Origin of the sequence: Mesorhizobium kowhaii, assembly GCF_003253745.1 — a bacterium.
GTDB classification, from domain to species: Bacteria; Pseudomonadota; Alphaproteobacteria; order Rhizobiales; family Rhizobiaceae; genus Mesorhizobium; species Mesorhizobium kowhaii.
This window is the reverse complement of record NZ_MZXV01000010.1, coordinates 84,954-102,565: the sequence shown is the minus strand read 5'-3', so window position 1 is coordinate 102,565 and position 17,612 is coordinate 84,954. Positions and strand designations below refer to the sequence as shown.

At 61.8% G+C, this 17,612-nt stretch carries 23 protein-coding genes; 9 read left to right on the top strand and 14 right to left on the bottom strand.

Going from position 1 to position 17,612, the window contains the following annotated elements:
• Window positions 1-72 precede the first annotated feature (72 nt).
• Window positions 73-1,491: an aminotransferase-like domain-containing protein gene (locus tag B5V02_RS01675; protein WP_111542516.1), complete on the bottom strand. Its 1,419-nt coding sequence runs from the start codon at window positions 1,489-1,491 to the stop codon at window positions 73-75.
• Window positions 1,492-1,584: 93 nt separating this feature from the next.
• Here B5V02_RS01675 and B5V02_RS01670 point away from each other — a divergent pair, with 93 nt between their 5' ends.
• Window positions 1,585-1,836: a DUF1127 domain-containing protein gene (locus B5V02_RS01670; protein WP_111542515.1), complete on the top strand. Its 252-nt coding sequence runs from the start codon at window positions 1,585-1,587 to the stop codon at window positions 1,834-1,836.
• Between the two features lie 26 nt (window positions 1,837-1,862).
• Here the strand turns inward: B5V02_RS01670 and B5V02_RS01665 are convergent, their stop codons facing one another.
• From B5V02_RS01665 to B5V02_RS01645, 5 genes are all read right to left on the bottom strand, one after another.
• Window positions 1,863-2,504, bottom strand: coding sequence for a Pr6Pr family membrane protein (locus B5V02_RS01665; RefSeq protein ID WP_111542514.1), 642 nt, complete (start codon window positions 2,502-2,504; stop codon window positions 1,863-1,865).
• Between the two features lie 4 nt (window positions 2,505-2,508).
• Window positions 2,509-2,916, bottom strand: a complete 408-nt coding sequence (locus tag B5V02_RS01660; RefSeq protein ID WP_111542513.1) for a hypothetical protein — start codon at window positions 2,914-2,916, stop codon at window positions 2,509-2,511.
• Window positions 2,913-3,578 carry a glutathione S-transferase family protein gene (locus B5V02_RS01655; protein ID WP_111542512.1) on the bottom strand — a complete coding sequence of 222 codons (666 nt, stop codon included), beginning with the start codon at window positions 3,576-3,578 and terminating at the stop codon, window positions 2,913-2,915. The genes B5V02_RS01660 and B5V02_RS01655 overlap by 4 nt, the downstream gene beginning before the upstream one ends.
• Before the next feature lie 81 nt (window positions 3,579-3,659).
• Complete coding sequence (gene purQ, locus B5V02_RS01650) at window positions 3,660-4,328, bottom strand: phosphoribosylformylglycinamidine synthase subunit PurQ (protein ID WP_111542511.1); 669 nt, start codon at window positions 4,326-4,328, stop codon at window positions 3,660-3,662.
• Window positions 4,325-4,876: an RNA 2'-phosphotransferase gene (locus B5V02_RS01645; RefSeq protein WP_111542510.1), complete on the bottom strand. Its 552-nt coding sequence runs from the start codon at window positions 4,874-4,876 to the stop codon at window positions 4,325-4,327. Before B5V02_RS01645 ends, purQ begins: the two co-directional genes overlap by 4 nt.
• Between B5V02_RS01645 and B5V02_RS40375 the strand changes: the two genes are divergently transcribed.
• Entirely contained in the window at window positions 4,845-5,033 is a 189-nt protein-coding gene (locus B5V02_RS40375) for a hypothetical protein (protein ID WP_167458320.1), read from the top strand. The two genes, B5V02_RS01645 and B5V02_RS40375, sit on opposite strands and share 32 nt — an antisense overlap.
• Window positions 5,034-5,110: 77 nt before the next feature.
• Complete coding sequence (locus tag B5V02_RS01640) at window positions 5,111-6,337, top strand: hypothetical protein (protein WP_146605998.1); 1,227 nt, start codon at window positions 5,111-5,113, stop codon at window positions 6,335-6,337.
• A 39-nt stretch (window positions 6,338-6,376) separates the two neighbouring features.
• On the opposite strand, the gene purS is transcribed toward B5V02_RS01640, so the two are convergent.
• Both purS and purC read right to left on the bottom strand, forming a co-directional pair.
• Window positions 6,377-6,619 carry a phosphoribosylformylglycinamidine synthase subunit PurS gene (gene purS / locus B5V02_RS01635; RefSeq protein ID WP_111542589.1) on the bottom strand — a complete coding sequence of 81 codons (243 nt, stop codon included), beginning with the start codon at window positions 6,617-6,619 and terminating at the stop codon, window positions 6,377-6,379.
• A 44-nt stretch (window positions 6,620-6,663) separates the two neighbouring features.
• The gene (gene purC / locus B5V02_RS01630; RefSeq protein WP_111542508.1) at window positions 6,664-7,458 is read right to left on the bottom strand and encodes a phosphoribosylaminoimidazolesuccinocarboxamide synthase; all 795 of its coding nucleotides are present in this window, start codon (window positions 7,456-7,458) and stop codon (window positions 6,664-6,666) included.
• Between the two features lie 275 nt (window positions 7,459-7,733).
• On the opposite strand from purC, the gene B5V02_RS01625 reads away from it, so the two are divergent.
• On the top strand, window positions 7,734-8,054 hold the full coding sequence (locus B5V02_RS01625; protein WP_111542507.1) for a DUF1476 domain-containing protein: 321 nt from the start codon (window positions 7,734-7,736) through the stop codon (window positions 8,052-8,054).
• A 109-nt stretch (window positions 8,055-8,163) separates the two neighbouring features.
• The gene (locus tag B5V02_RS01620) at window positions 8,164-8,937 is read left to right on the top strand and encodes an HpcH/HpaI aldolase family protein (protein WP_111542506.1); all 774 of its coding nucleotides are present in this window, start codon (window positions 8,164-8,166) and stop codon (window positions 8,935-8,937) included.
• 151 nt (window positions 8,938-9,088) lie between these two features.
• Here B5V02_RS01620 and B5V02_RS01615 read toward each other — a convergent pair whose 3' ends face one another.
• Window positions 9,089-9,643, bottom strand: a complete 555-nt coding sequence (locus B5V02_RS01615) for an RBBP9/YdeN family alpha/beta hydrolase (RefSeq protein WP_111542588.1) — start codon at window positions 9,641-9,643, stop codon at window positions 9,089-9,091.
• A 238-nt stretch (window positions 9,644-9,881) separates the two neighbouring features.
• Between B5V02_RS01615 and B5V02_RS01610 the strand changes: the two genes are divergently transcribed.
• Complete coding sequence (locus B5V02_RS01610) at window positions 9,882-10,694, top strand: VOC family protein (protein WP_111542505.1); 813 nt, start codon at window positions 9,882-9,884, stop codon at window positions 10,692-10,694.
• A gap of 79 nt (window positions 10,695-10,773) precedes the next feature.
• Here the strand turns inward: B5V02_RS01610 and purB are convergent, their stop codons facing one another.
• The 3 genes from purB to B5V02_RS01595 form a co-directional block, all read right to left on the bottom strand.
• On the bottom strand, window positions 10,774-12,075 hold the full coding sequence (gene purB, locus B5V02_RS01605; RefSeq protein WP_111542504.1) for an adenylosuccinate lyase: 1,302 nt from the start codon (window positions 12,073-12,075) through the stop codon (window positions 10,774-10,776).
• 59 nt (window positions 12,076-12,134) lie between these two features.
• On the bottom strand, window positions 12,135-12,548 hold the full coding sequence (locus tag B5V02_RS01600; RefSeq protein WP_111542503.1) for a hypothetical protein: 414 nt from the start codon (window positions 12,546-12,548) through the stop codon (window positions 12,135-12,137).
• 107 nt (window positions 12,549-12,655) lie between these two features.
• The gene (locus B5V02_RS01595) at window positions 12,656-13,378 is read right to left on the bottom strand and encodes a DUF2259 domain-containing protein (protein WP_111542502.1); all 723 of its coding nucleotides are present in this window, start codon (window positions 13,376-13,378) and stop codon (window positions 12,656-12,658) included.
• Window positions 13,379-13,615: 237 nt separating this feature from the next.
• On the opposite strand from B5V02_RS01595, the gene B5V02_RS01585 reads away from it, so the two are divergent.
• Window positions 13,616-13,870: a DUF2171 domain-containing protein gene (locus B5V02_RS01585; RefSeq protein WP_111542501.1), complete on the top strand. Its 255-nt coding sequence runs from the start codon at window positions 13,616-13,618 to the stop codon at window positions 13,868-13,870.
• 9 nt (window positions 13,871-13,879) lie between these two features.
• Here B5V02_RS01585 and B5V02_RS01580 read toward each other — a convergent pair whose 3' ends face one another.
• Both B5V02_RS01580 and B5V02_RS01575 read right to left on the bottom strand, forming a co-directional pair.
• Window positions 13,880-14,905 carry a P1 family peptidase gene (locus B5V02_RS01580; protein WP_111542500.1) on the bottom strand — a complete coding sequence of 342 codons (1,026 nt, stop codon included), beginning with the start codon at window positions 14,903-14,905 and terminating at the stop codon, window positions 13,880-13,882.
• Window positions 14,905-15,978, bottom strand: a complete 1,074-nt coding sequence (locus tag B5V02_RS01575) for a branched-chain amino acid ABC transporter substrate-binding protein (protein WP_111542499.1) — start codon at window positions 15,976-15,978, stop codon at window positions 14,905-14,907. The genes B5V02_RS01580 and B5V02_RS01575 overlap by 1 nt, the downstream gene beginning before the upstream one ends.
• Window positions 15,979-16,157: 179 nt before the next feature.
• Here B5V02_RS01575 and B5V02_RS01570 point away from each other — a divergent pair, with 179 nt between their 5' ends.
• Window positions 16,158-16,685, top strand: a complete 528-nt coding sequence (locus B5V02_RS01570; protein ID WP_111542498.1) for a flavin reductase — start codon at window positions 16,158-16,160, stop codon at window positions 16,683-16,685.
• Complete coding sequence (locus B5V02_RS01565) at window positions 16,682-17,611, top strand: AAA family ATPase (protein WP_095085532.1); 930 nt, start codon at window positions 16,682-16,684, stop codon at window positions 17,609-17,611. The genes B5V02_RS01570 and B5V02_RS01565 overlap by 4 nt, the downstream gene beginning before the upstream one ends.
• Window position 17,612: the final 1 nt, after the last annotated feature.

The window sequence follows — 17,612 nt, the reverse complement described above, 5'->3', positions numbered from 1 at the left end:
GCGAAAGCCGGACAAAGCCACAGGGCAATCCCCAGCGGGTAGCGATCCCTCGCGCGCGAGGCGCCTCATGGCTCAGGAGAAGCTGTCGTAGCCGGCGCGGCCCTCATCCAGCAGACGCCTGATGACCGCGACGCCTTCGGCGATGTCCTTGCGTTGTCTCGGCTGTGAAACGCCGAAGCGGACGCCGTGGAAAACCTGCTCGGAGCGGCCGGCCTTGAACTCGTCCTCGTCGTCGATCAGCACGCCATGTTCGAGACAGGCGTTCTTGAAGGTGCCGGAAAGCCACGGGTCGGGCAGGGTCAGCCAGACAAAGGGCACCTTTTCGTGTGACTTGAACGCGAAGCCGGCCAGTGTCTCGCGCACGATGGCGATGCGGGCGCCGATTTCGGCGATACTGCGCTTGCGTATCTCATCCGCCTGGCCGGACAGCACCAGCCGGGTATTCACCTCCGCCAGCAGGAAGGGCATTCCTCCGGTCATCATCTTGTGGGCGACGCGGATGCGATGGCGATAGGCGGGCGGGCAGGACAGCCAGCCGCCGCGCACACCCGCCGCCACCGATTTCGACAGGCCGCCGGCGACAATGGTGCGTTCGGGCGCGTATTCGGCCAGCAGCGGCGTCGGATCATCGGTCAAGTTTCCGTAGAGATCGTCCTCGATGAGAACGACATTGTATTCGCGCGCGACACGCGCGATCGCCTCGCGACGTGACGCCGACAAGGTCACCAGGGTGGGATTCTGCGCCGTCGGCATCAGGAAGATCATTTTGGGATGCTTTTGCGCGCAGACGCGCTCGAAATCGGCCGGGTCGATGCCCTGGTCATCCGACGCCACCAGCGCGGTGCGCCGGCCGATCAGCCCGGCACTGCGGGAAATCTGCGAGTAGGTGAGGTGCTCGAAGGCGACATAATCGCCGGGCGTTGTCAGCGCTGCGATTGCCGCCATCACCGCGGCATGGGTGCCGAGCGTGGGGACAATGGCGTCGGCTTTTGGGCGGAAGGAATTGCGCGACAGCCAGCGGGCGCCGGCTTCGTACCAGCGGTCCGGAAAATCCCGTGTGTAGCTTGAAATCTCATGCGGATGGTCCTGCGCCGTGCGCGACAGGACATCGGCGACGACGGCGCCCTGGCCGATGTCGGGCGCTGCCGTGCTGTCGAAACGCAGCTTGCCGCGCGGCGCATCGATATAGCGTGTGCCTTCGCCGCTGACGTCGGGAGCTAGCAAGTCCGGCTTTGGGCCGTCAGCGCGCTGGCCGAGCACATAGGTTCCACGCCCGACTTCGCCGCTCACCAGCCCGCGCTCGCGCAGCAATTGATAGGCCCGGCCGACCGTGCCGACAGTGGTGCCGATGTCGTAGGCGAGGTCGCGTTGCGGCGGCAGCTTTGCCCCTGCGTCGATCACCCGCCGGTCGATGTCCGTTTCGATGGAATCCGCAAGCCGCTGATACAGCGGCCCGGAGCCGGCGGTGAGATCTGGAAGCCAATTTGTCATGGTGACAATTTTCTATATTGCACCGAATTGTGAGTCAATACATATCAGCCCTGCGCCAAAAAGGGTGCAATTGAGAATTCTGGTAGAAAGAAAATGAATACAATCGCTACAATCCGCCCTTCGAGAGCCGAGTTGTCAGGCCAATCGACACGCCCATCGGGCCGGCGCGGCTTTGCCGGCCGGCTGGTGCATGTGGTCAGGTCGCTGGCGAAATGGATCGACCATCTGCTGGAGCGTCGGCGCAGCCGGCTGGTGCTGCTGGAAATGACCGATGATCAGCTCAAGGACATCGGCGTCTCGCGCTGCGATGCCCACCGCGAGGGTATCAGGCCGTTCTGGGATTGACCGTGATCCCAAAAATGGCGCATCGCCTAACGGACGCTTGATGCCCTGATGCGTGAAACGCCGCGATCCGCAAGGACGGCAACCACGCACAGCACGAGAAAAAGTCCAGTGACGGCCGCCGCTGAGATGGCGACGCTGGCTGCGCCGTTCTTGGCGACATCGAGGAAGGGGTAGGGCACCTCGCCGGCAAACGGCGCCCGCGCCAGCGCATAGATCAGATAGGCCACGGGATAGAGCATCCACCAGGAAATGTCGCTCCACCGCGTCCTGCCGTCGGCGCCTGCGACCAGCCACCACAGCACGAACAGCACCGGCGTCGCATAGTGCAGCAGGACGTCGCAGAGCAGGAACAGGCCCTGTGGGTGCCACAACTGCGACAGCACCGTTGCATAGACGATGAAGACCAGAGTGATCGAAACGGCGATGCCCGCGCGTATCCGGAATCCCGCGAAGGCAGGCAGCCACGCATAGCCGGTGGGCGACAGCAGCGAGGTGTGGACGAGCACCGCGCCGATGTTGGTCAGGATGGTGAAGAAGCTGAAAAGGAAGACGACGGAACCGAGCAGGCTGCGGCCAGCTTCCATCGACGCCGGAATGCTGATGCAGAACTGCAGGAAAAGCCCGGCCAGACCGATGACCAGACCCGCGATCTGCAGGAACCGGCCCATTGCCCTATGCAGCCGCCGCGCAGGAGGGATTGCCCGCCTGCCAACGGGCGATGTCGGAGCCGATGCGCGCACCGAGCGGGTCGTTCATGAGCGGTCCGAACACGTCGACGCGGCTCGAATTGCCTTGCGCCTGCACGACCAGCAACGGTTTGCCACCATAATGCTTGGCCGGCACCAGCAGGAAGCGCGGCGTGCCGCTGAACGAATTCAGCTCGTTGGCCATCTGATACTGCTTGAAGGCCGGATCCTTGCTGGCGATCCAGCATTTGTGGGCGGCGATCGCCACTTGTTCCATGGCCAGCAACGCGGCACTTTTGCCCGTGGGGACTGGCGTGCTCTTCGGGCTCGATTGGCAGGATGCCAGGGCGAAGCCTGCCGCGGCAACCAGCGCGATCGTCTTGCTGTTGATCAAGCGGCACCCATCTCAAGTTCGGACAGAAAAATCTTCAAGCCGTCGGTCATTTCGCCCCACACCCGCGACAATGCCGGATGCTGCGAGGCGATCTGTTGATAGGCATCGAATTTGGGATAGGCGTCGAGCAGGTCGTGGCGTCCCGTCATGGCCCGGAACTGGTTGAAGATGAACCGCGTCGGCGTCAGCCAGGCGTCGGCGAAACTGATATCGTCGCCGAGCGCGAAGGGGCCTTGCGCCATGCGCGCCTCGATCGCCGCCAATCCGTGGTGCAGGCGGGCGAATTGAGCGTCGATCTCGGCATTGTTTCGCTTCGGCACAAAATGAAGCTCGAAAAGCTTCATCGTCGGGGTCAGCACGTCGAGATCGGTGATGCGGGCGAACATGCGCACCAGCGCGCGATCCTTGGAATCGGGAGGCAGCAGCGCCGGTTCCGGAAAGCGTTCCTCGAGATACTCGGCGATGACCACCGATTCGACGATCGTTTCGCCCGAGCCGGTGATCAGTACCGGAATCCGGTTGAGCGGTGAGATGGCGCGAAACTCTTCCGGGATCGGAAAACCGGGCGGCGGCGCGATGATCTTGAGCGGCACATCCTTGATGTAGGCCAGTGCCCGCACGATCGACGAGTAGGGCGACAGCGGTCGCGAATAGAGTTTCATGACCGTCTCTCTCCCCATGAAGCGGACTTGCCCAAGAAAATGGGCTGGAATGTCCGGCTGTTTTCAAGCTGTTCGATAATATCAGGCAGCAATGCCGAGGGCACTTTCGAACAGCGCGCGGCCGTCGCTGCCGCCGTGGGCTGCTTCGATCAGGTTTTCCGGATGTGGCATCAGGCCGAGCACATTGCCACGTTCGTTGATTATGCCGGCAATGTCGTTGATCGAGCCGTTGGGGTTGGTGCCGTCGGCATAGCGGAACACCACCTGGCCTTCGCCTTCGAGGCGGGAAAGTGTGTCGGCGTCGGCAAAATAATTGCCGTCATGGTGTGCCACCGGCGTGCGGATGATCTGGCCCGGCTGATAGCGGCGGGTGAACATGGTGTTGGCGTTGGTGATCTGCAGCTTGACCTGCCGGCAGACGAATTTGAGCGAGGTGTTGCGCATCAAGGCGCCTGGCAGCAGGCCAGCTTCGACCAGGATCTGGAAACCGTTGCAGACGCCGATGACCATCACGCCCTTGGCAGCCTTTTCGGCAACCGCCCGCATGACCGGCATGCGCGCGGCAATCGCGCCACAGCGCAGATAGTCGCCGAAGGAAAAGCCGCCGGGAATGGCGATCAGGTCGACATCCGGGATTTCGGTGTCCGTCTGCCAGACGGTGACCGGTGGTTTTCCCGAAATCTTGGTCAGCGCCGCGATCATGTCGCGGTCGCGATTGAGGCCAGGCAGAAGGACGACGGCGGATTTCATGGCAATTCCCGTTCGAGCATCTGAACCAGATACCGGGGTGAAACGTGGTTGGTCAACCAGACGCCGTTATCGGAGAGAAAGAATGACGCTCCGTCCTTCGTCATGGTTGCCGAGTCGACCTGCAAGATAACACTTTTCCCGTGGCGGCGCCGTGCGACGATCAGAGCCGTTTCGACGTCCTTTGACAAGTGAACATGCTGGCGTGACTGGCTGGTCAGGCCCTCGCGCAGAATGCTGGGGAGAAACTCTTCCTTGGTGCCGTGGTAGAGGGTTACCGGCGGGACCGATGGCGATAAGCCGAGATCGACATCGACGCTGTGGCCTTGCACGGCACGGATGCGATTGCCGTCGATAGCAAAGCGCTTTTTCGGGTTCTCTTCGACGATGCTCGCAATATCGGCGACCGATGCGCCGAACTTCGACTGTATCACCGCGCAGAGCGCGTCGAAATCGGCCCAGCCGTTTTCGTCGAGTGACAGTCCCGCTTCGTGCGGAGCGTGTCGCAGGACCAGGCTCATGAACTTTGAAATCTGTGTGTCGTTCGGCATCGCAACAAGGCGGTTTTCAAGTGTCGACGGCGGCGTCTCGAAGGCGCGGCCGATTTTGACTGCGCATGCCGTGTGTAGCGAGGTCGCGGACGTCGGTCAAACGGGCACAGAGCTCGACAAGCAAGTGCCAAGGTGGCGAATCAATGCAGGTGCTTAGCACTTGGTTAAGTATACATCTGTCTCGATCTGTCTCGAGGATCGATATCCAGGGGAATTGTTCAGTAGAAAACCACGTTGTTAACGATCGCAGCTGCAAAAGAAATGTTTCTGCAGCAACTCGAGGCTCTGGTGGATTACGATAAGATTAGGGCGCGCGAATACAGTCGGCGCGCGATGTGGACTTCCGCCACTATCGTAACGGCACTCGCTGCCTTCGCCTTCATGTTGTTCTGGGATGCTTCGGAATCCATGCGATCGTTGTTTTCGACGTGGCTCTCTCTCGATACGGATTTGGGTGGTTGCGCCGTCTCTTTTGCACGCCTGTTGATGGTGGCGACGGCTCTTTCGATTGGCCTGGGGATCATTTCGGCGGGCCTTGTCGTGTCGAACACAGTTGATGTCTTCAGCTACAAGAGAAGCTTCAGGGTCTACCGCAAGCTTCTGCTCCTCGGAGTGGGCCTGACGATATTTTTCCTTCTGCCTCTTTTTTTTGGAAAAGGCACTTGGGACAGGGGTGGCCATCACGGAGTGTCGCGGATCGATCTCGCGAACGCCTGCATTGCCAGCCACGATACCACTTTCTACAGGCTGCATGGCCGCCTGCTGATAGTCGTGTTTGCTGGCTGGATAAGCATATTGGTGCAGTTGGTTCTGCGACGCGCGATCGCCGACGGGCGCGATCCGAGCCAGCTTTCTGACGATCCGCGGACCCGGGAAATGCAGCTGCGAGTCATAGAATTGGCTCAACGACGCCAGACGAGCGGGCGAATCGTATTCAAGGTTGCGATGACGGTGCTAGCGGCTGCGATGTTTTATTTCGGCGCATGGTCGATGAAGCCGGCTGTCGTCCGGTTCATTCACACTTTCACCTGGGAGCGGCAAAAGGCGAACGTGGTCGAGACCGGCATGCAATGTGTGCTGGAAGTGAAAGTCAGGCGCGGCTGGGTAGAGCGGTCCCGCGCCGATTGCACTTCAGTTGCCGTGACAGTTCCTTCGACCCCGGCGCCGGGCGAGGGTGCCTGGCGCATTACGAAAATTCCAACCGCAAAGCTCACCTATCGCCCTCCGGGAGGTGGCGAATATTCGTTTGAGGTGACCGGAGATTTCTATGTGAAAATGCCGACGTCGGTCGGCACCGAGATCGAGGTGTTGCGAAATCCGGCCAGTCCCGAGGGGATCGACAAGGTTTTCGACGGCGGTGATGTCAAACGAATGTTCTACAAACTGCTCATGATTATCGCAGGCGCCGTCGCGATCTACTATCTTTGGTTTCGCAGGCCGCAGAGCCCACGCCCGATCTAGACCGGATCACCGCCCGCCAACCGGCGGGCGCTATCAGCATCACACCAGCGTCACACTATAATTCTCAATCACCGTATTCGCCAGCAGCTTGTCGCACATGGCTTTCAGATCGGCCTCGGCCTTGGCCTTGTCGCTCTCGGCCAGTTCGACGTCGAACACCTTGCCCTGCCGCACCGCGCCGACGCCGCCGAAACCCAGTCCGGACAGCGCGTGTTCGATCGCCTTGCCTTGCGGGTCGAGCACGCCGTTCTTGAGGGTGACGGTAATGCGGGCCTTGATCACGCTGGACATGCTCCTGTTCTCAAATATCGGGTCGCAAGCCGCTATCAGTGCGGCTTGCCTTTGACGCCTTCGGTGGAGGCGACAAGCACCGGGCCGGTGGGGCGCGGCGGCTCGTTCTCGTTCATGATGCCGAGGCGGCGGGCAACTTCCTGATAGGCTTCGACGAGACCGCCCATATCGCGGCGGAAACGGTCCTTGTCGAGCTTGTCATGCGTCGCCACGTCCCACAGGCGGCAGGAATCCGGCGAAATCTCATCGGCAACGACGATGCGCATCATGTCGCCTTCGAACAGGCGGCCGCATTCGATCTTGAAATCGACGAGCTGGATGCCGACGCCCATGAACAGGCCGGAGAGGAAGTCGTTGACGCGAATGGCAAGTGCCATGACGTCGTCGATCTCCTGCGGGCTCGCCCAGCCGAACGCCGTGATGTGCTCTTCCGACACCATCGGATCGTCAAGCGCGTCGGCCTTGTAATAGAATTCGATGATCGAGCGCGGCAAAACGGTGCCTTCCTCGATGCCGAGGCGCTTGGACAGCGAACCGGCGGCGACATTGCGGACCACCACTTCGAGCGGAATGATCTCGACTTCCTTGATCAGCTGCTCGCGCATGTTGAGCCGGCGGATGAAGTGGGTCGGGATGCCCATCCGGTTGAGATGGTTGAAGATGTGCTCGGAAATGCGGTTGTTGAGCACGCCCTTGCCATCGACGACTTCATGTTTCTTCTTGTTGAACGCGGTTGCGTCGTCCTTGAAGAACTGGATGAGCGTACCCGGCTCGGGTCCCTCATAGAGGATCTTGGCCTTGCCTTCATAAATGCGGCGGCGATTTTTCATCTGATTTTTTCTCTGGAGTTCCGGGCAGGCGGCAAGCGACCATTTCCTGTCCGTCTGCCTGAAATAGTGCGGCTACGGTAGGGTTCAATGCCGGGTCTATCCCAATCACATCGTTTGCTCAATCGGCAATTCCTTCCAATCAACCGCTTTCGGGACTGAAATGCCGCAGCGCAGCATGCAACGAAGCGTATTGACCGGCTCGCGACCTTTTGGTTTGTGCTTCGTCAACACATATACGTCATCACCAGCGAATCGATTTCCATCGGAGGGATGCCATGAGCAGCATGAAGGATCGCGAAGAGGGCTTTGAACGCAAATTCGTATTCGACGAGGAACTTCGGTTCAAGGCCGCGGCGCGCCGCAACAAGGAGCTCGGTCTGTGGGCCGCCGAAAAGCTTGGAAAGTCGGGCGCCGATGCCGACGCCTATGCCAAGCAAGTGGTCGTCGCCGATATCGAGGAAGCCGGCGATCACGACGTATTCCGCAAGATCCGCAAGGATTTCGACGCCGCCGGTGTCGACCAGTCGGACCACCAGATCCGCCGCACCATGGACGAGTTGATGGCGCAGGCCATCGAGCAGATCAAGAACACCTGATCCGACCACACGCTGGACCAATCGACCGCCCGACCTATCCGGGCGGTTTTTCTTTGCCTTTGCAGCGGTTTCCGGCTGAAACTGCTGACGTTAACAAGGAAAAGATTAGATGTCCCTGAAGTCCCGCCTTGCCGCCGATGAAACGCTGTTCACCGCATGGTCCGGCGTGCCGGATGCCTTGACCGTCGAGATCGTCGCCAAGCAGGGCTTCGATGCCGTCACCCTCGACATGCAGCATGGCGGCCATCATGAGGACAGCGTGTTGCGCGGGCTGGTGCCGGTGCTCGCTGCAAACAAGCCGGCGCTGGTGCGCATTCCGGTCGGCCGCTTCGACATGGCAAGCCGCGCACTCGATTTCGGCGCCGAGGCTGTCATTGCGCCGATGGTGAATTCGGTGGCCGATGCAAAACTGTTCGCCGCCGCCATGAAGTATCCGCCGCTTGGCGAGCGCTCCTGGGGCCCGACCTATGCGTTTCCGCGTCACGGCAAGGGCGACCAGGCTGAATGGTTGCGCGACACCAATCAGCGCACGATGGCCTTCGCCATGGTCGAGACCCGCGCGGCACTCGACGCGCTCGACGGCATCCTCGACACGCCGGGCATCGACGGCATCTTCCTCGGCCCGTCGGATTTCTCGATCGCCTGGAGCAACGGCGCGACCATCAATTCGACGCTGGAAAGCATGATGGAAACTGTGGCGTCGGTCGCCGAACGCACCCGCAAGGCTGGAAAACATGCCGCGATCTATGTTGTCGAGCCGGCAATTGCCGGCCGCGTCGTCTCGATGGGCTACCGGCTGCTGGCCATGGGCTCGGAACACGCGCTGATCGGGCTCGGCGCAAAAACACTGTTGAAGAGCGTCAGGGATTCGATCGGCGCCTGAGAGACTGTTTCGAAATTCGCTCTGGCGAGTCATATGGTGGTGGTTTTGAGAACCGGAGCGGAGCGGACATCAGGTCCGCGGGCACCGGAAGCACAGAAAACGCCATCAGATGGCCGCAAGAGTATAATTTCCAAGCGGTCTCTGAGGAAGCTCAGGGTTTCAGGTCGGTCAGGAACTTGGCGAAGGTCATCGAGCCTTCGGGCCACGGACCAAAGCCCGAATCCGCGTTGAGGTGACCGGTCTCGCCGGCGTCGATGAACAGCGAGCCCCAGGCGCCAGCAATGTCCTCGGCGACATCGAAGGCGCAGAACGGGTCGTTGCGGCTGGCGATCACGATCGAAGGAAAGGGCAACGGCTCGCGCGGATAGGGGCCGAAGGTCATCAGGTGCCGGGGCTTGATCTTGGGGTTGGCGACATCGGGCGGAGCGACGAAGAAGGCGCCGGCGACCGGCTTCTGGAACTGCTGCATGGCCTGCACTGCGGCGGCGACACCAAGCGAGTGCGCAACGATGACAACCGGCCGCTCGGCCTCGTTGACCGCCTTGGCCACGCTCGCCGTCCAGTCCTCGCGCACCGGTTTAGACCACTCCGCTTGCTCGACGCGGCGCGCCGTCGACAGCTTCGACTGCCAGCGGCTCTGCCAATGGTCGGGGCCGGAATTGGTGTAGCCCGGCACGATGAGAATATCTGCGTCTTTGACCTTCATGGCGCTGAAATAGCGAGCGGCGTCGCTTCGTGCAACGGCCATGAACCGCGCTCTTCATCACAATGGTGAACACGATGTTCGCTTCTTCAAGTCTTGTGTGAACGATGCCGATGGACGATTTGTCGTGAGGAAGAGAAACAGCTGTGTGCGGGAACCCCCGCACGGCGTAAAATCATTGGCGGCACGGAGGCTCTTTGCCTTGGGAGTTTCACCGCGGGCCGGCCGAACGGAGCATTTAATGAGCGAATTGCCTTTTGCCGCCACCACCCCGGTCAGCGTTGCCCGCGTCGGGCTGAAGGCGCGCGACGCCGAAAGTCTTGCCGCCTATTATCGCAGCGTCGTCGGTCTGCAGGAGTTGAGCCGCGCCGATGGCGCGATCACGCTCGGTGCCGCCAACCGTCCGTTGCTGGTCATCGAGGCGGATGCGGCGGCAAAGCCGGATGATCCGCAAAGCGCCGGCCTGTTCCACACCGCTTTCCTGCTGCCCAGCCGCGCCGATCTCGGCCGCTGGATCAACCACGCCATCGCCAGCAAGATCGCCATCGAGGGTGCTTCGGACCATCTGGTCAGCGAAGCGCTCTATCTGACCGATCCCGAAGGCAACGGCATCGAAATCTACGCCGACCGCCGTCCGCAGGACTGGAAGTGGCATGGCGACAAGATTGCCATGGCGACCGAACGGCTGAACATTCCGTCTGTGGTTGCCGAAGTGCCGGCGGGTGATGCGGGCTGGCAGGGCGCGCCGGAAAACAGCATTGTCGGCCATGTCCACCTGCGCGTCGGCAGGCCGGAAGACGCCGAAGCGTGGTGGAACCAGGAATTCGGCTTCGACACGGTGGCGAAATATGGCGGCCAGGCCGTGTTCCTGTCGTCCGGCGGCTATCACCACCATATCGGCGCCAATGCCTGGCGCAGCCCCGGCGCCGGGCGCCGCGATCCGAGCCGGTCCGGTCTGGCCTGGGTCGAGATGCGGTCGGACAACGTGACCAGCCCAGTAACCCGCGAAGACCCGTGGGGGACTGTGATCAACACCGTTCCCGGCAAGGCCTGATCAGGTTTTCTGGAATACCAAAGAGAGGCCCGCGGCCAACGGCCGAGCCGGGCCTCTTTTTATATCGGACTGCTCAGGCTTACCCGAACACCCGCTTGAAGATCGTGTCGACATGCTTGGTGTGATAGCCGAGGTCGAATTTCTCGCGGATCTCGGCTTCGGGCAGGGCGGCGGTCACTTCCTTGTCGGCCAACAATTCCTCAAGAAAATCAGCGCCTTGTTCCCACACCTTCATGGCGTTGCGCTGCACCAGCCGGTAGGAATCTTCACGCGACAGGCCGGCCTGCGTCAGCGCCAGCATGACGCGCTGCGAATGCACGAGACCGCGGAACTTGTTCATGTTCTTCAGCATGTTGTCGGGATAGACGAGCAGCTTGTCGACGACGCTGGTCAGCCGCGACAAAGCGAAATCGAGCGTCACGGTGGCGTCCGGGCCGATCATGCGCTCGACCGACGAATGCGAAATATCGCGCTCGTGCCAGAGCGCCACATTCTCCATCGCCGGCAGCGCCATGGACCGCACCATGCGAGCAAGGCCGGTGAGGTTTTCGGTCAGCACCGGATTGCGCTTGTGCGGCATCGCCGACGAGCCTTTTTGGCCCGGCGAAAAATACTCTTCCGCCTCCAGCACTTCGGTGCGCTGCAGATGCCTGATCTCGATCGCCAGCCGTTCGATCGACGAGGCGATGACGCCAAGCGTGGCGAAGAACATGGCGTGGCGGTCGCGCGGGATCACTTGCGTCGACACCGGCTCCGGCTTCAGGCCGAGCTTTGCCGCCACATGTTCCTCGACATAGGGGTCGATGTTGGCGAAGGTCCCGACCGCGCCCGAAATGGCGCAGGTGGCGATGTCTTCCCGCGCGTGCACCAGCCGCTCGCGGCAACGCGAGAACTCGGCATAGGCCTGCGCCAGCTTGATGCCGAAGGTCGTCGGCTCGGCATGGATGCCATGGCTGCGGCCGATGGTGACGGTGTCCTTGTGCTCGAAGGCACGCCGCTTGAGTGCCGCAAGCAGGCCGTCAATGTCGGCGAGAAGGATGTCGCTGGCCCGGGTAAGCTGCACGGCAAAGCAGGTGTCGAGAACGTCCGACGAGGTCATGCCCTGGTGGATGAAGCGGGCGTCGGGTCCGACGAATTCAGCAAGATGGGTGAGGAAGGCGATGACGTCATGCTTGGTGACGCGCTCGATCTCGTCGATCGCCTCAACATCGAATTTTGCCGCGCCGCCCTTTTCCCAGATGGTTTTTGCCGCTTCCTTGGGGATAACACCGAGTTCGGCCAGCGCGTCGCACGCATAGGCTTCTATCTCGAACCAGATGCGGAACCGGGTTTCGGGCGACCAGATGGCGACCATTTCCGGCCGGGAATAACGAGGGATCATCGGTCAGTCCTGATTTGTCGAGGAGTTTGCCCGCGTCCTACCAGAGGCGGGCAAAATGCTCAACGCTGCTGCCGCGCAAACCAGACGCTCGCGGCAAACAAGGCGACGAAACCGAGCGGAAAATAAAGCCGGATGCCCAGCACCACGAACTGGTAGAGCGCAATCAACATTGTGAAGACGAACTGGAGGGCCCAGGTGTGGGTGAAAGCCGGGGCATGCCACTCGGCGTAGTAGGAGCGGTATTGCAGGGCAAACAGCCCGCCGGTCAGGCCGATCGTCGCGCCGAGCAGACACACGAACGCCGCCGCGAAGGCAACCTCCCAGCGCCTTCCGAGCGAGACCAGCCGCGCCGCGAACAGGCCAAACGGAAAGGCGAGTGCTCCGCCGCAGGCATAGAGCAGCGACACGGTGCGGATTTTTTCAGGCGTCTCCCAGTCATCCAACAGCAGGTTGACGAGCGCGCTGGCGCCCATCGTCGCGGCCCACAACAAGGCGCCGAAAAGCGCTGTACGCGGCGTCGGTAGGGCGCGGCGAATGCGGCTCAGGGCACGATTGCGCCCAGCGGGTTGAACAAGCAGTGTCACAGGCGGCCGGTCACTGCGATCCAGCGAAAGTTCGGCCCCTCGAAGCCGTATTGGCGCACGCTGATCAGCACCGCATAGAAGCTGAGACTGTCCATTGAAAATGTCTGCACCGCGCCGATCCGGTAGCCGTTCGGGCACCCCCGGCTCTTGGGGATCGATTTGTCCTCTTGCAGCAGCTTGGTCGTGCCGCCATCCTGCGCCTCGATGCGCAGCAACCGGAAGCCGTTGATCTCGCCCTGGCTCTCGCAGCCTTCGGTGTTGTTCATGCCGATCTCGTCGAGCCGGAATTCAAGCGGCTGGTCGACCGGCGAAAAGATCGGGCGTGGGTTGACCGCCATCCGATGCGGATCGGCCGAAAGTTCGGTCACCGGGTTGAAGCCCGCGGTGATGCCCTTGTTCGCAGTCAACTCAGCCTGTTTGACGATCGCTTCGCCTTTCTGCCGGGCCTCGAGGCGGGCCGCTTCGAGCGTGGCATTCTCATCGTCGATCCGGACCCTGATCGGCGTTCCCATGAGAAAGCTGTCGTCGTTCGTGTCGATATAATAGCGGTTGGCATAAGGGAATCCCGAGCCGTCCTGGACGCCATATTCCTCGAAGGCGAAGACGCTGCCGTCCTTGGTGAAGCCGAGGATTTCGAGTTCGGCGACATCGCCGGCATGGGCGATCGACGTCGCAGACTGTGCAAGCAGGGAAACGACAAACAGGAAGAGCAGTCGCATCGGTTTTCACTCCGGCAGCCGTGATCGTTTCAATCCCCTAAAGCGCGTCGCGTTTGAGCGGATTCAGGCGACGCGCTTTAGATCTTTCTTTCTATGCATGTCGTTCTCCCAAAACCGGGACCACTTTTGGGCGACATGCATTAGCACGACGGAATCAAAACGTCGTGCAGTCCGAAAGCCGATGCATCCAATCGGCCCCTCATTTGTTATTGTCGGCAATCCCAAAGGAGAACCACCATGACCGACACCAGCAAAATTCGTGAGCATATGGAAGTCGTCGGCGCCGATGGCGTGCATATCGGTACCGTCGACAAGGTCGACGGGAAGCGGATCAAGCTGACCAAGGTCGACAGCGGCGAGGGCGCTCACAAAGGCCATCACCATTACATTTCCCTGGCTCTGGTTGCCGAGGTCGATGGCAAGAAGGTGTGGCTGTCGGCGAATTCCGATGTCGCGGTGACCTTCGAGGAAGAAAAGTCCGATCCGGTCTGATCGGCTGCTTCACCCCAAGCGCGACGACCATACCGGAAACAAGTCGTCATCGGCAGGCGTCGCGGCAAACACGCCGCGACTGATCGCGCGCGCCATGGTGGCACCGGCCGCGGCATAAAGATCGATTGCCGCGTCGGCCAAAAGCTCGACACCACTCGTGCCTGTCGCCAGCGCAAACACCAGGTCGCCATCGGCCGGCGTGTGCGTCGGCCAGATGGCACGCACGAACCCGTCATGCGCTGATATCGCCAGTCGTTTTGCGGCGGCCTTGGTGAGAACCGCATCCGTGGCAATGACGGCGATGGTGGTGTTGCCACCGGTCTCCATCTGTCCGCCGACACGCTTGTCGCGGTATTTCAACAGGATCCGTTTCGCGTCGTCCGGCATCGGCGAGGGATAGCCAAGTCCGCCGAATTCGTCGCCGATTTCGAATGGCGCCGCCCAGAAATGCCGGGTTTGGCTGATGGTCACCGAGCCAGTCGGGTTAACGGCCGCCAGCGCGCCGATGGTGATGCCATTGTCGAGCAGCGTCGAGGCCGAGCCGAGGCCGCCCTTCAACCCCGAGGTGAGCGCGCCGGTGCCGGCGCCGATCGTGCCGAGCTGGAAATCGGTGCTGGCGGCTTGTACGGCTTCATAGCCAAGGTCGCGATAGGGTGGATAACGGCCCCAATCCTTGTCGCCGCCATTGCGCAGGTCGAACAGGATCGCCGCCGGCACGATCGGCACGCGAAAGCCACCGACTTCGAGTCCGATGCCGTGCTCGCGCAGCGCCGCCTGCACGCCGGATGCCGCATCGAGGCCGAAAGCAGAACCGCCTGAAAGCACCACGGCATGGACCGCCTCGACCGAATTGTGCGGTTCGAGCAGATCGGTCTCGCGGGTGCCCGGCGCACCGCCCAGGATCTGGACGCCGGCCACCGCCGGCCCGTCGCAAAGGATGGTCGTGACGCCCGACTTCAGCCTGGCGTCGGAAGCGTTGCCGACGCGCAGGCCGGCAACGTCGGTGATCAGATTGCGCGGGCCGGTGCGAAACATCAGTTGCTTTCCAAAGGCGCAAAACGCGTGCCGTCGAAGCGGAAGACGCGGTAGGGGCTCTGGCTGAGGTCGCCTTTCGCGTCGAAGCGGATCGGCCCGATTGCCGTGGTGAAATCATGCCCGGTCAGCGCGTCGGCCAGCGGCTTGCCCGAAGTTTCGAACAAGCCTGACGCTGCCTTGGCGATCTCGACCGCCGCATAGGCCGGCAACGTGTAGCCGTCCGGCACGATCTTCTGTGCGGAGAAGCTTTCCAGCACTTTTGGATCGGCGACATCGGCCCATTCCGGCGGCGCGACCATCAGCGTGCCCGTCGCATAGGGCACATCGCCGGGCGGTGTGCGCAGATTTTCCCCGCCGGCGAACACGAGACCGGCAGAGAGTTGCGCCGCGTCACGGCCCATAATGGCGATGTCGTCGCCGTCGCCACCGGCAAAGACATGCGTCGCGCCGGCCTTCTTCAGCCGGCCGACCAGGCCGATCTGGTTGTCGAGCTGCGGCCGGAACGTGTCGACGAAAACCGGCTTCAGCGCCGCCTGCTCGGCCGCTGCGCGAAGCGTCTCGGCGATTTCGCGGCCGTAGATGGTGCCGTCATCGATGACGGCGAACAATTCGTTCTGCCACAGATGGGTGAGGTTGGAGGCGACCGCATTGCGCTCATCGTCGCCGCGTGGCCCGAGACGATAGACCGGCCAGCCGGTCTTGGCGCGCCGGTCGGTCAGGCTTTCGGTTCGCACGCCAACGGTGATGACCGGAATGTTGGCGTCTTTCAGGATCGGCATCGCCGCCTCGATCGCGTCGGTGCAGAGGAAGCCGACCACGATGTTGACCTTGGCCGCCACCAATTCCCTGGCCGCAGCGGCGCCGCCATCGGCGGTGCAGGCGTCATCGACGGTTTTGAGTTCGATGCCATTCGCTTCGGCTGCGAGACCGGTGCCGGCGTCGATCTGCTTGCCGAGGATGGCTGATGGTCCGGACAAAGGCGTGGCCACGCCAACCAGCAGCGTCTGGCCGCTGGCGACGCTGGCCATGAACAGCCAGGCCAGTGCGACAGATATCGTTACCCTGGGGCGCATCCTGGTGAAGAATCCCTCCAAGCTGGCGACATCCCGCAGGCGCCAACTCCGCCAAGACCTAAAGGCTGGCCGGCCTTGGTGCAACACGCGAATTTCGCGATATGGGCCAAGCACTTCGCTTGTGGCATGTCGTATGTGGCCATATATAGCGGTAGGGTTCTGGCTATGGACAATTTCCCGTGCTGAAGAAGAATGACATTGGGCCGCAGGCCTATCGCGACGCGATGAGCCATTTTGCCGGCCACGTCCATGTGGTCACCACCGATGGGCCGGCGGGCAAGCGCGGCGCGACGGTGATCGCGGCCTGTTCGGTTTCGGACACGCCGCCGACGATTCTGGTCTGCCTCAACAGTGAAAACCCCAAGAATGAGCCGTTCGTGAAAAACGGCAGATTTGCCCTGAACACGCTGGCTTCGCACCAGGAACCGCTCTCGGTCGGATTTTCCGGCATCACCGGCCTGCCGGTCGAGGAGCGTTTCGCGCTCGGCGAATGGGACGTGATTTCAACCGGCGCGCCGACGCTGAAGGGCGCGCTCGCGGTGTTTGACTGCGAACTGATCGACACCAAGGATCTGGCCACGCATCGTGTGCTTTTTGGCAAGGTGACAGGCCTGCGCATCGGCGATAATTTGCGGCCGCTGATCTACCACGCCCGCGGCTACCACGTTCTGGACAGCGGAGCGCCGGCGTTCACGGAGAAAGAATGAACGAGCTGAAACCGCGCGCCGCGCCGCGGACGATCGACGAGACGCTCGATCTCCTGACCGGCGCGGACTATGTGGCGGACCGGTCATTGGCAACCGTGCTGTTCCTGTCGCTGCGCATGAAGCGGCCGCTGTTCCTGGAAGGTGAAGCCGGTGTTGGCAAGACCGAGATCGCCAAGGTGCTGGCTCAGGCGCTTGGCCGTCGGCTGATCCGCTTGCAGTGCTACGAAGGTCTTGACGTCTCGTCTGCCGTCTACGAGTGGAACTATGCCGCGCAGATGATCGAGATCCGCATGGAGGAGGCGGCCGGCAAGGTCGATCGCTCCGACATGGAGCGCAACGTCTTCTCCGAAAAATACCTGATTCGTCGCCCGGTGCTCGATGCGCTGACCGGTAAGACGGGTGCCGCGCCGGTCTTCCTGATCGATGAGCTCGATCGCACAGACGAAGCCTTCGAAGCCTTCCTGCTCGAAATCCTGTCCGATTTCCAGGTGACGGTGCCTGAACTCGGCACGATCAAGGCGGAAGAACCGCCGATCGTCATCATCACCACCAACCGCACCCGCGAGATCCACGACGCGCTGAAGCGGCGCTGTCTCTATCACTGGGTCGACTATCCCAATGCCGAGCGCGAGCTGGAGATCGTGCGCCGAAAGGTGCCGCAGGCCAACCAGCGGCTTTCGGCCGAGGTGGTCTCCTTCATCCAGAAGCTGCGCCAGATCGAGCTGTTCAAGGTGCCGGGCGTCGCCGAAACTATCGACTGGGCCGGGGCGCTGACGGAACTCGACAAGGTGGCGCTCGATCCGGAAACCGTCTCCGACACCATCGGCGTGTTGTTGAAATACCAGGACGACATTGCTCGGATCGAACAGGGCGAAGGCCGGCGCATCCTCAACGAGGTGAAGGCCGAGCTTTCGGCGGCGGAGTAGG

What these genes read in the sequence shown, in the direction of transcription:
- B5V02_RS01645 (WP_111542510.1), bottom strand. Translation starts at nt 4,876, where the DNA reads ATGCCGAACGACACACAGATTTCAAAGTTCATGAGCCTGGTCCTGCGA.
- B5V02_RS40375 (WP_167458320.1), top strand. Translation starts at nt 4,845, where the DNA reads ATGAACTTTGAAATCTGTGTGTCGTTCGGCATCGCAACAAGGCGGTTT.
- B5V02_RS01565 (WP_095085532.1), top strand. Translation starts at nt 16,682, where the DNA reads ATGAACGAGCTGAAACCGCGCGCCGCGCCGCGGACGATCGACGAGACG.
- B5V02_RS01615 (WP_111542588.1), bottom strand. Translation starts at nt 9,643, where the DNA reads ATGAAGGTCAAAGACGCAGATATTCTCATCGTGCCGGGCTACACCAAT.
- B5V02_RS01620 (WP_111542506.1), top strand. Translation starts at nt 8,164, where the DNA reads ATGTCCCTGAAGTCCCGCCTTGCCGCCGATGAAACGCTGTTCACCGCA.
- B5V02_RS01600 (WP_111542503.1), bottom strand. Translation starts at nt 12,548, where the DNA reads ATGGGCGCCAGCGCGCTCGTCAACCTGCTGTTGGATGACTGGGAGACG.
- B5V02_RS01670 (WP_111542515.1), top strand. Translation starts at nt 1,585, where the DNA reads ATGAATACAATCGCTACAATCCGCCCTTCGAGAGCCGAGTTGTCAGGC.
- B5V02_RS01575 (WP_111542499.1), bottom strand. Translation starts at nt 15,978, where the DNA reads ATGCGCCCCAGGGTAACGATATCTGTCGCACTGGCCTGGCTGTTCATG.
- purQ (WP_111542511.1), bottom strand. Translation starts at nt 4,328, where the DNA reads ATGAAATCCGCCGTCGTCCTTCTGCCTGGCCTCAATCGCGACCGCGAC.
- B5V02_RS01655 (WP_111542512.1), bottom strand. Translation starts at nt 3,578, where the DNA reads ATGAAACTCTATTCGCGACCGCTGTCGCCCTACTCGTCGATCGTGCGG.
- B5V02_RS01665 (WP_111542514.1), bottom strand. Translation starts at nt 2,504, where the DNA reads ATGGGCCGGTTCCTGCAGATCGCGGGTCTGGTCATCGGTCTGGCCGGG.
- B5V02_RS01595 (WP_111542502.1), bottom strand. Translation starts at nt 13,378, where the DNA reads ATGCGACTGCTCTTCCTGTTTGTCGTTTCCCTGCTTGCACAGTCTGCG.
- purC (WP_111542508.1), bottom strand. Translation starts at nt 7,458, where the DNA reads ATGAAAAATCGCCGCCGCATTTATGAAGGCAAGGCCAAGATCCTCTAT.
- B5V02_RS01585 (WP_111542501.1), top strand. Translation starts at nt 13,616, where the DNA reads ATGACCGACACCAGCAAAATTCGTGAGCATATGGAAGTCGTCGGCGCC.
- B5V02_RS01675 (WP_111542516.1), bottom strand. Translation starts at nt 1,491, where the DNA reads ATGACAAATTGGCTTCCAGATCTCACCGCCGGCTCCGGGCCGCTGTAT.
- B5V02_RS01625 (WP_111542507.1), top strand. Translation starts at nt 7,734, where the DNA reads ATGAGCAGCATGAAGGATCGCGAAGAGGGCTTTGAACGCAAATTCGTA.
- B5V02_RS01610 (WP_111542505.1), top strand. Translation starts at nt 9,882, where the DNA reads ATGAGCGAATTGCCTTTTGCCGCCACCACCCCGGTCAGCGTTGCCCGC.
- purB (WP_111542504.1), bottom strand. Translation starts at nt 12,075, where the DNA reads ATGATCCCTCGTTATTCCCGGCCGGAAATGGTCGCCATCTGGTCGCCC.
- B5V02_RS01580 (WP_111542500.1), bottom strand. Translation starts at nt 14,905, where the DNA reads ATGTTTCGCACCGGCCCGCGCAATCTGATCACCGACGTTGCCGGCCTG.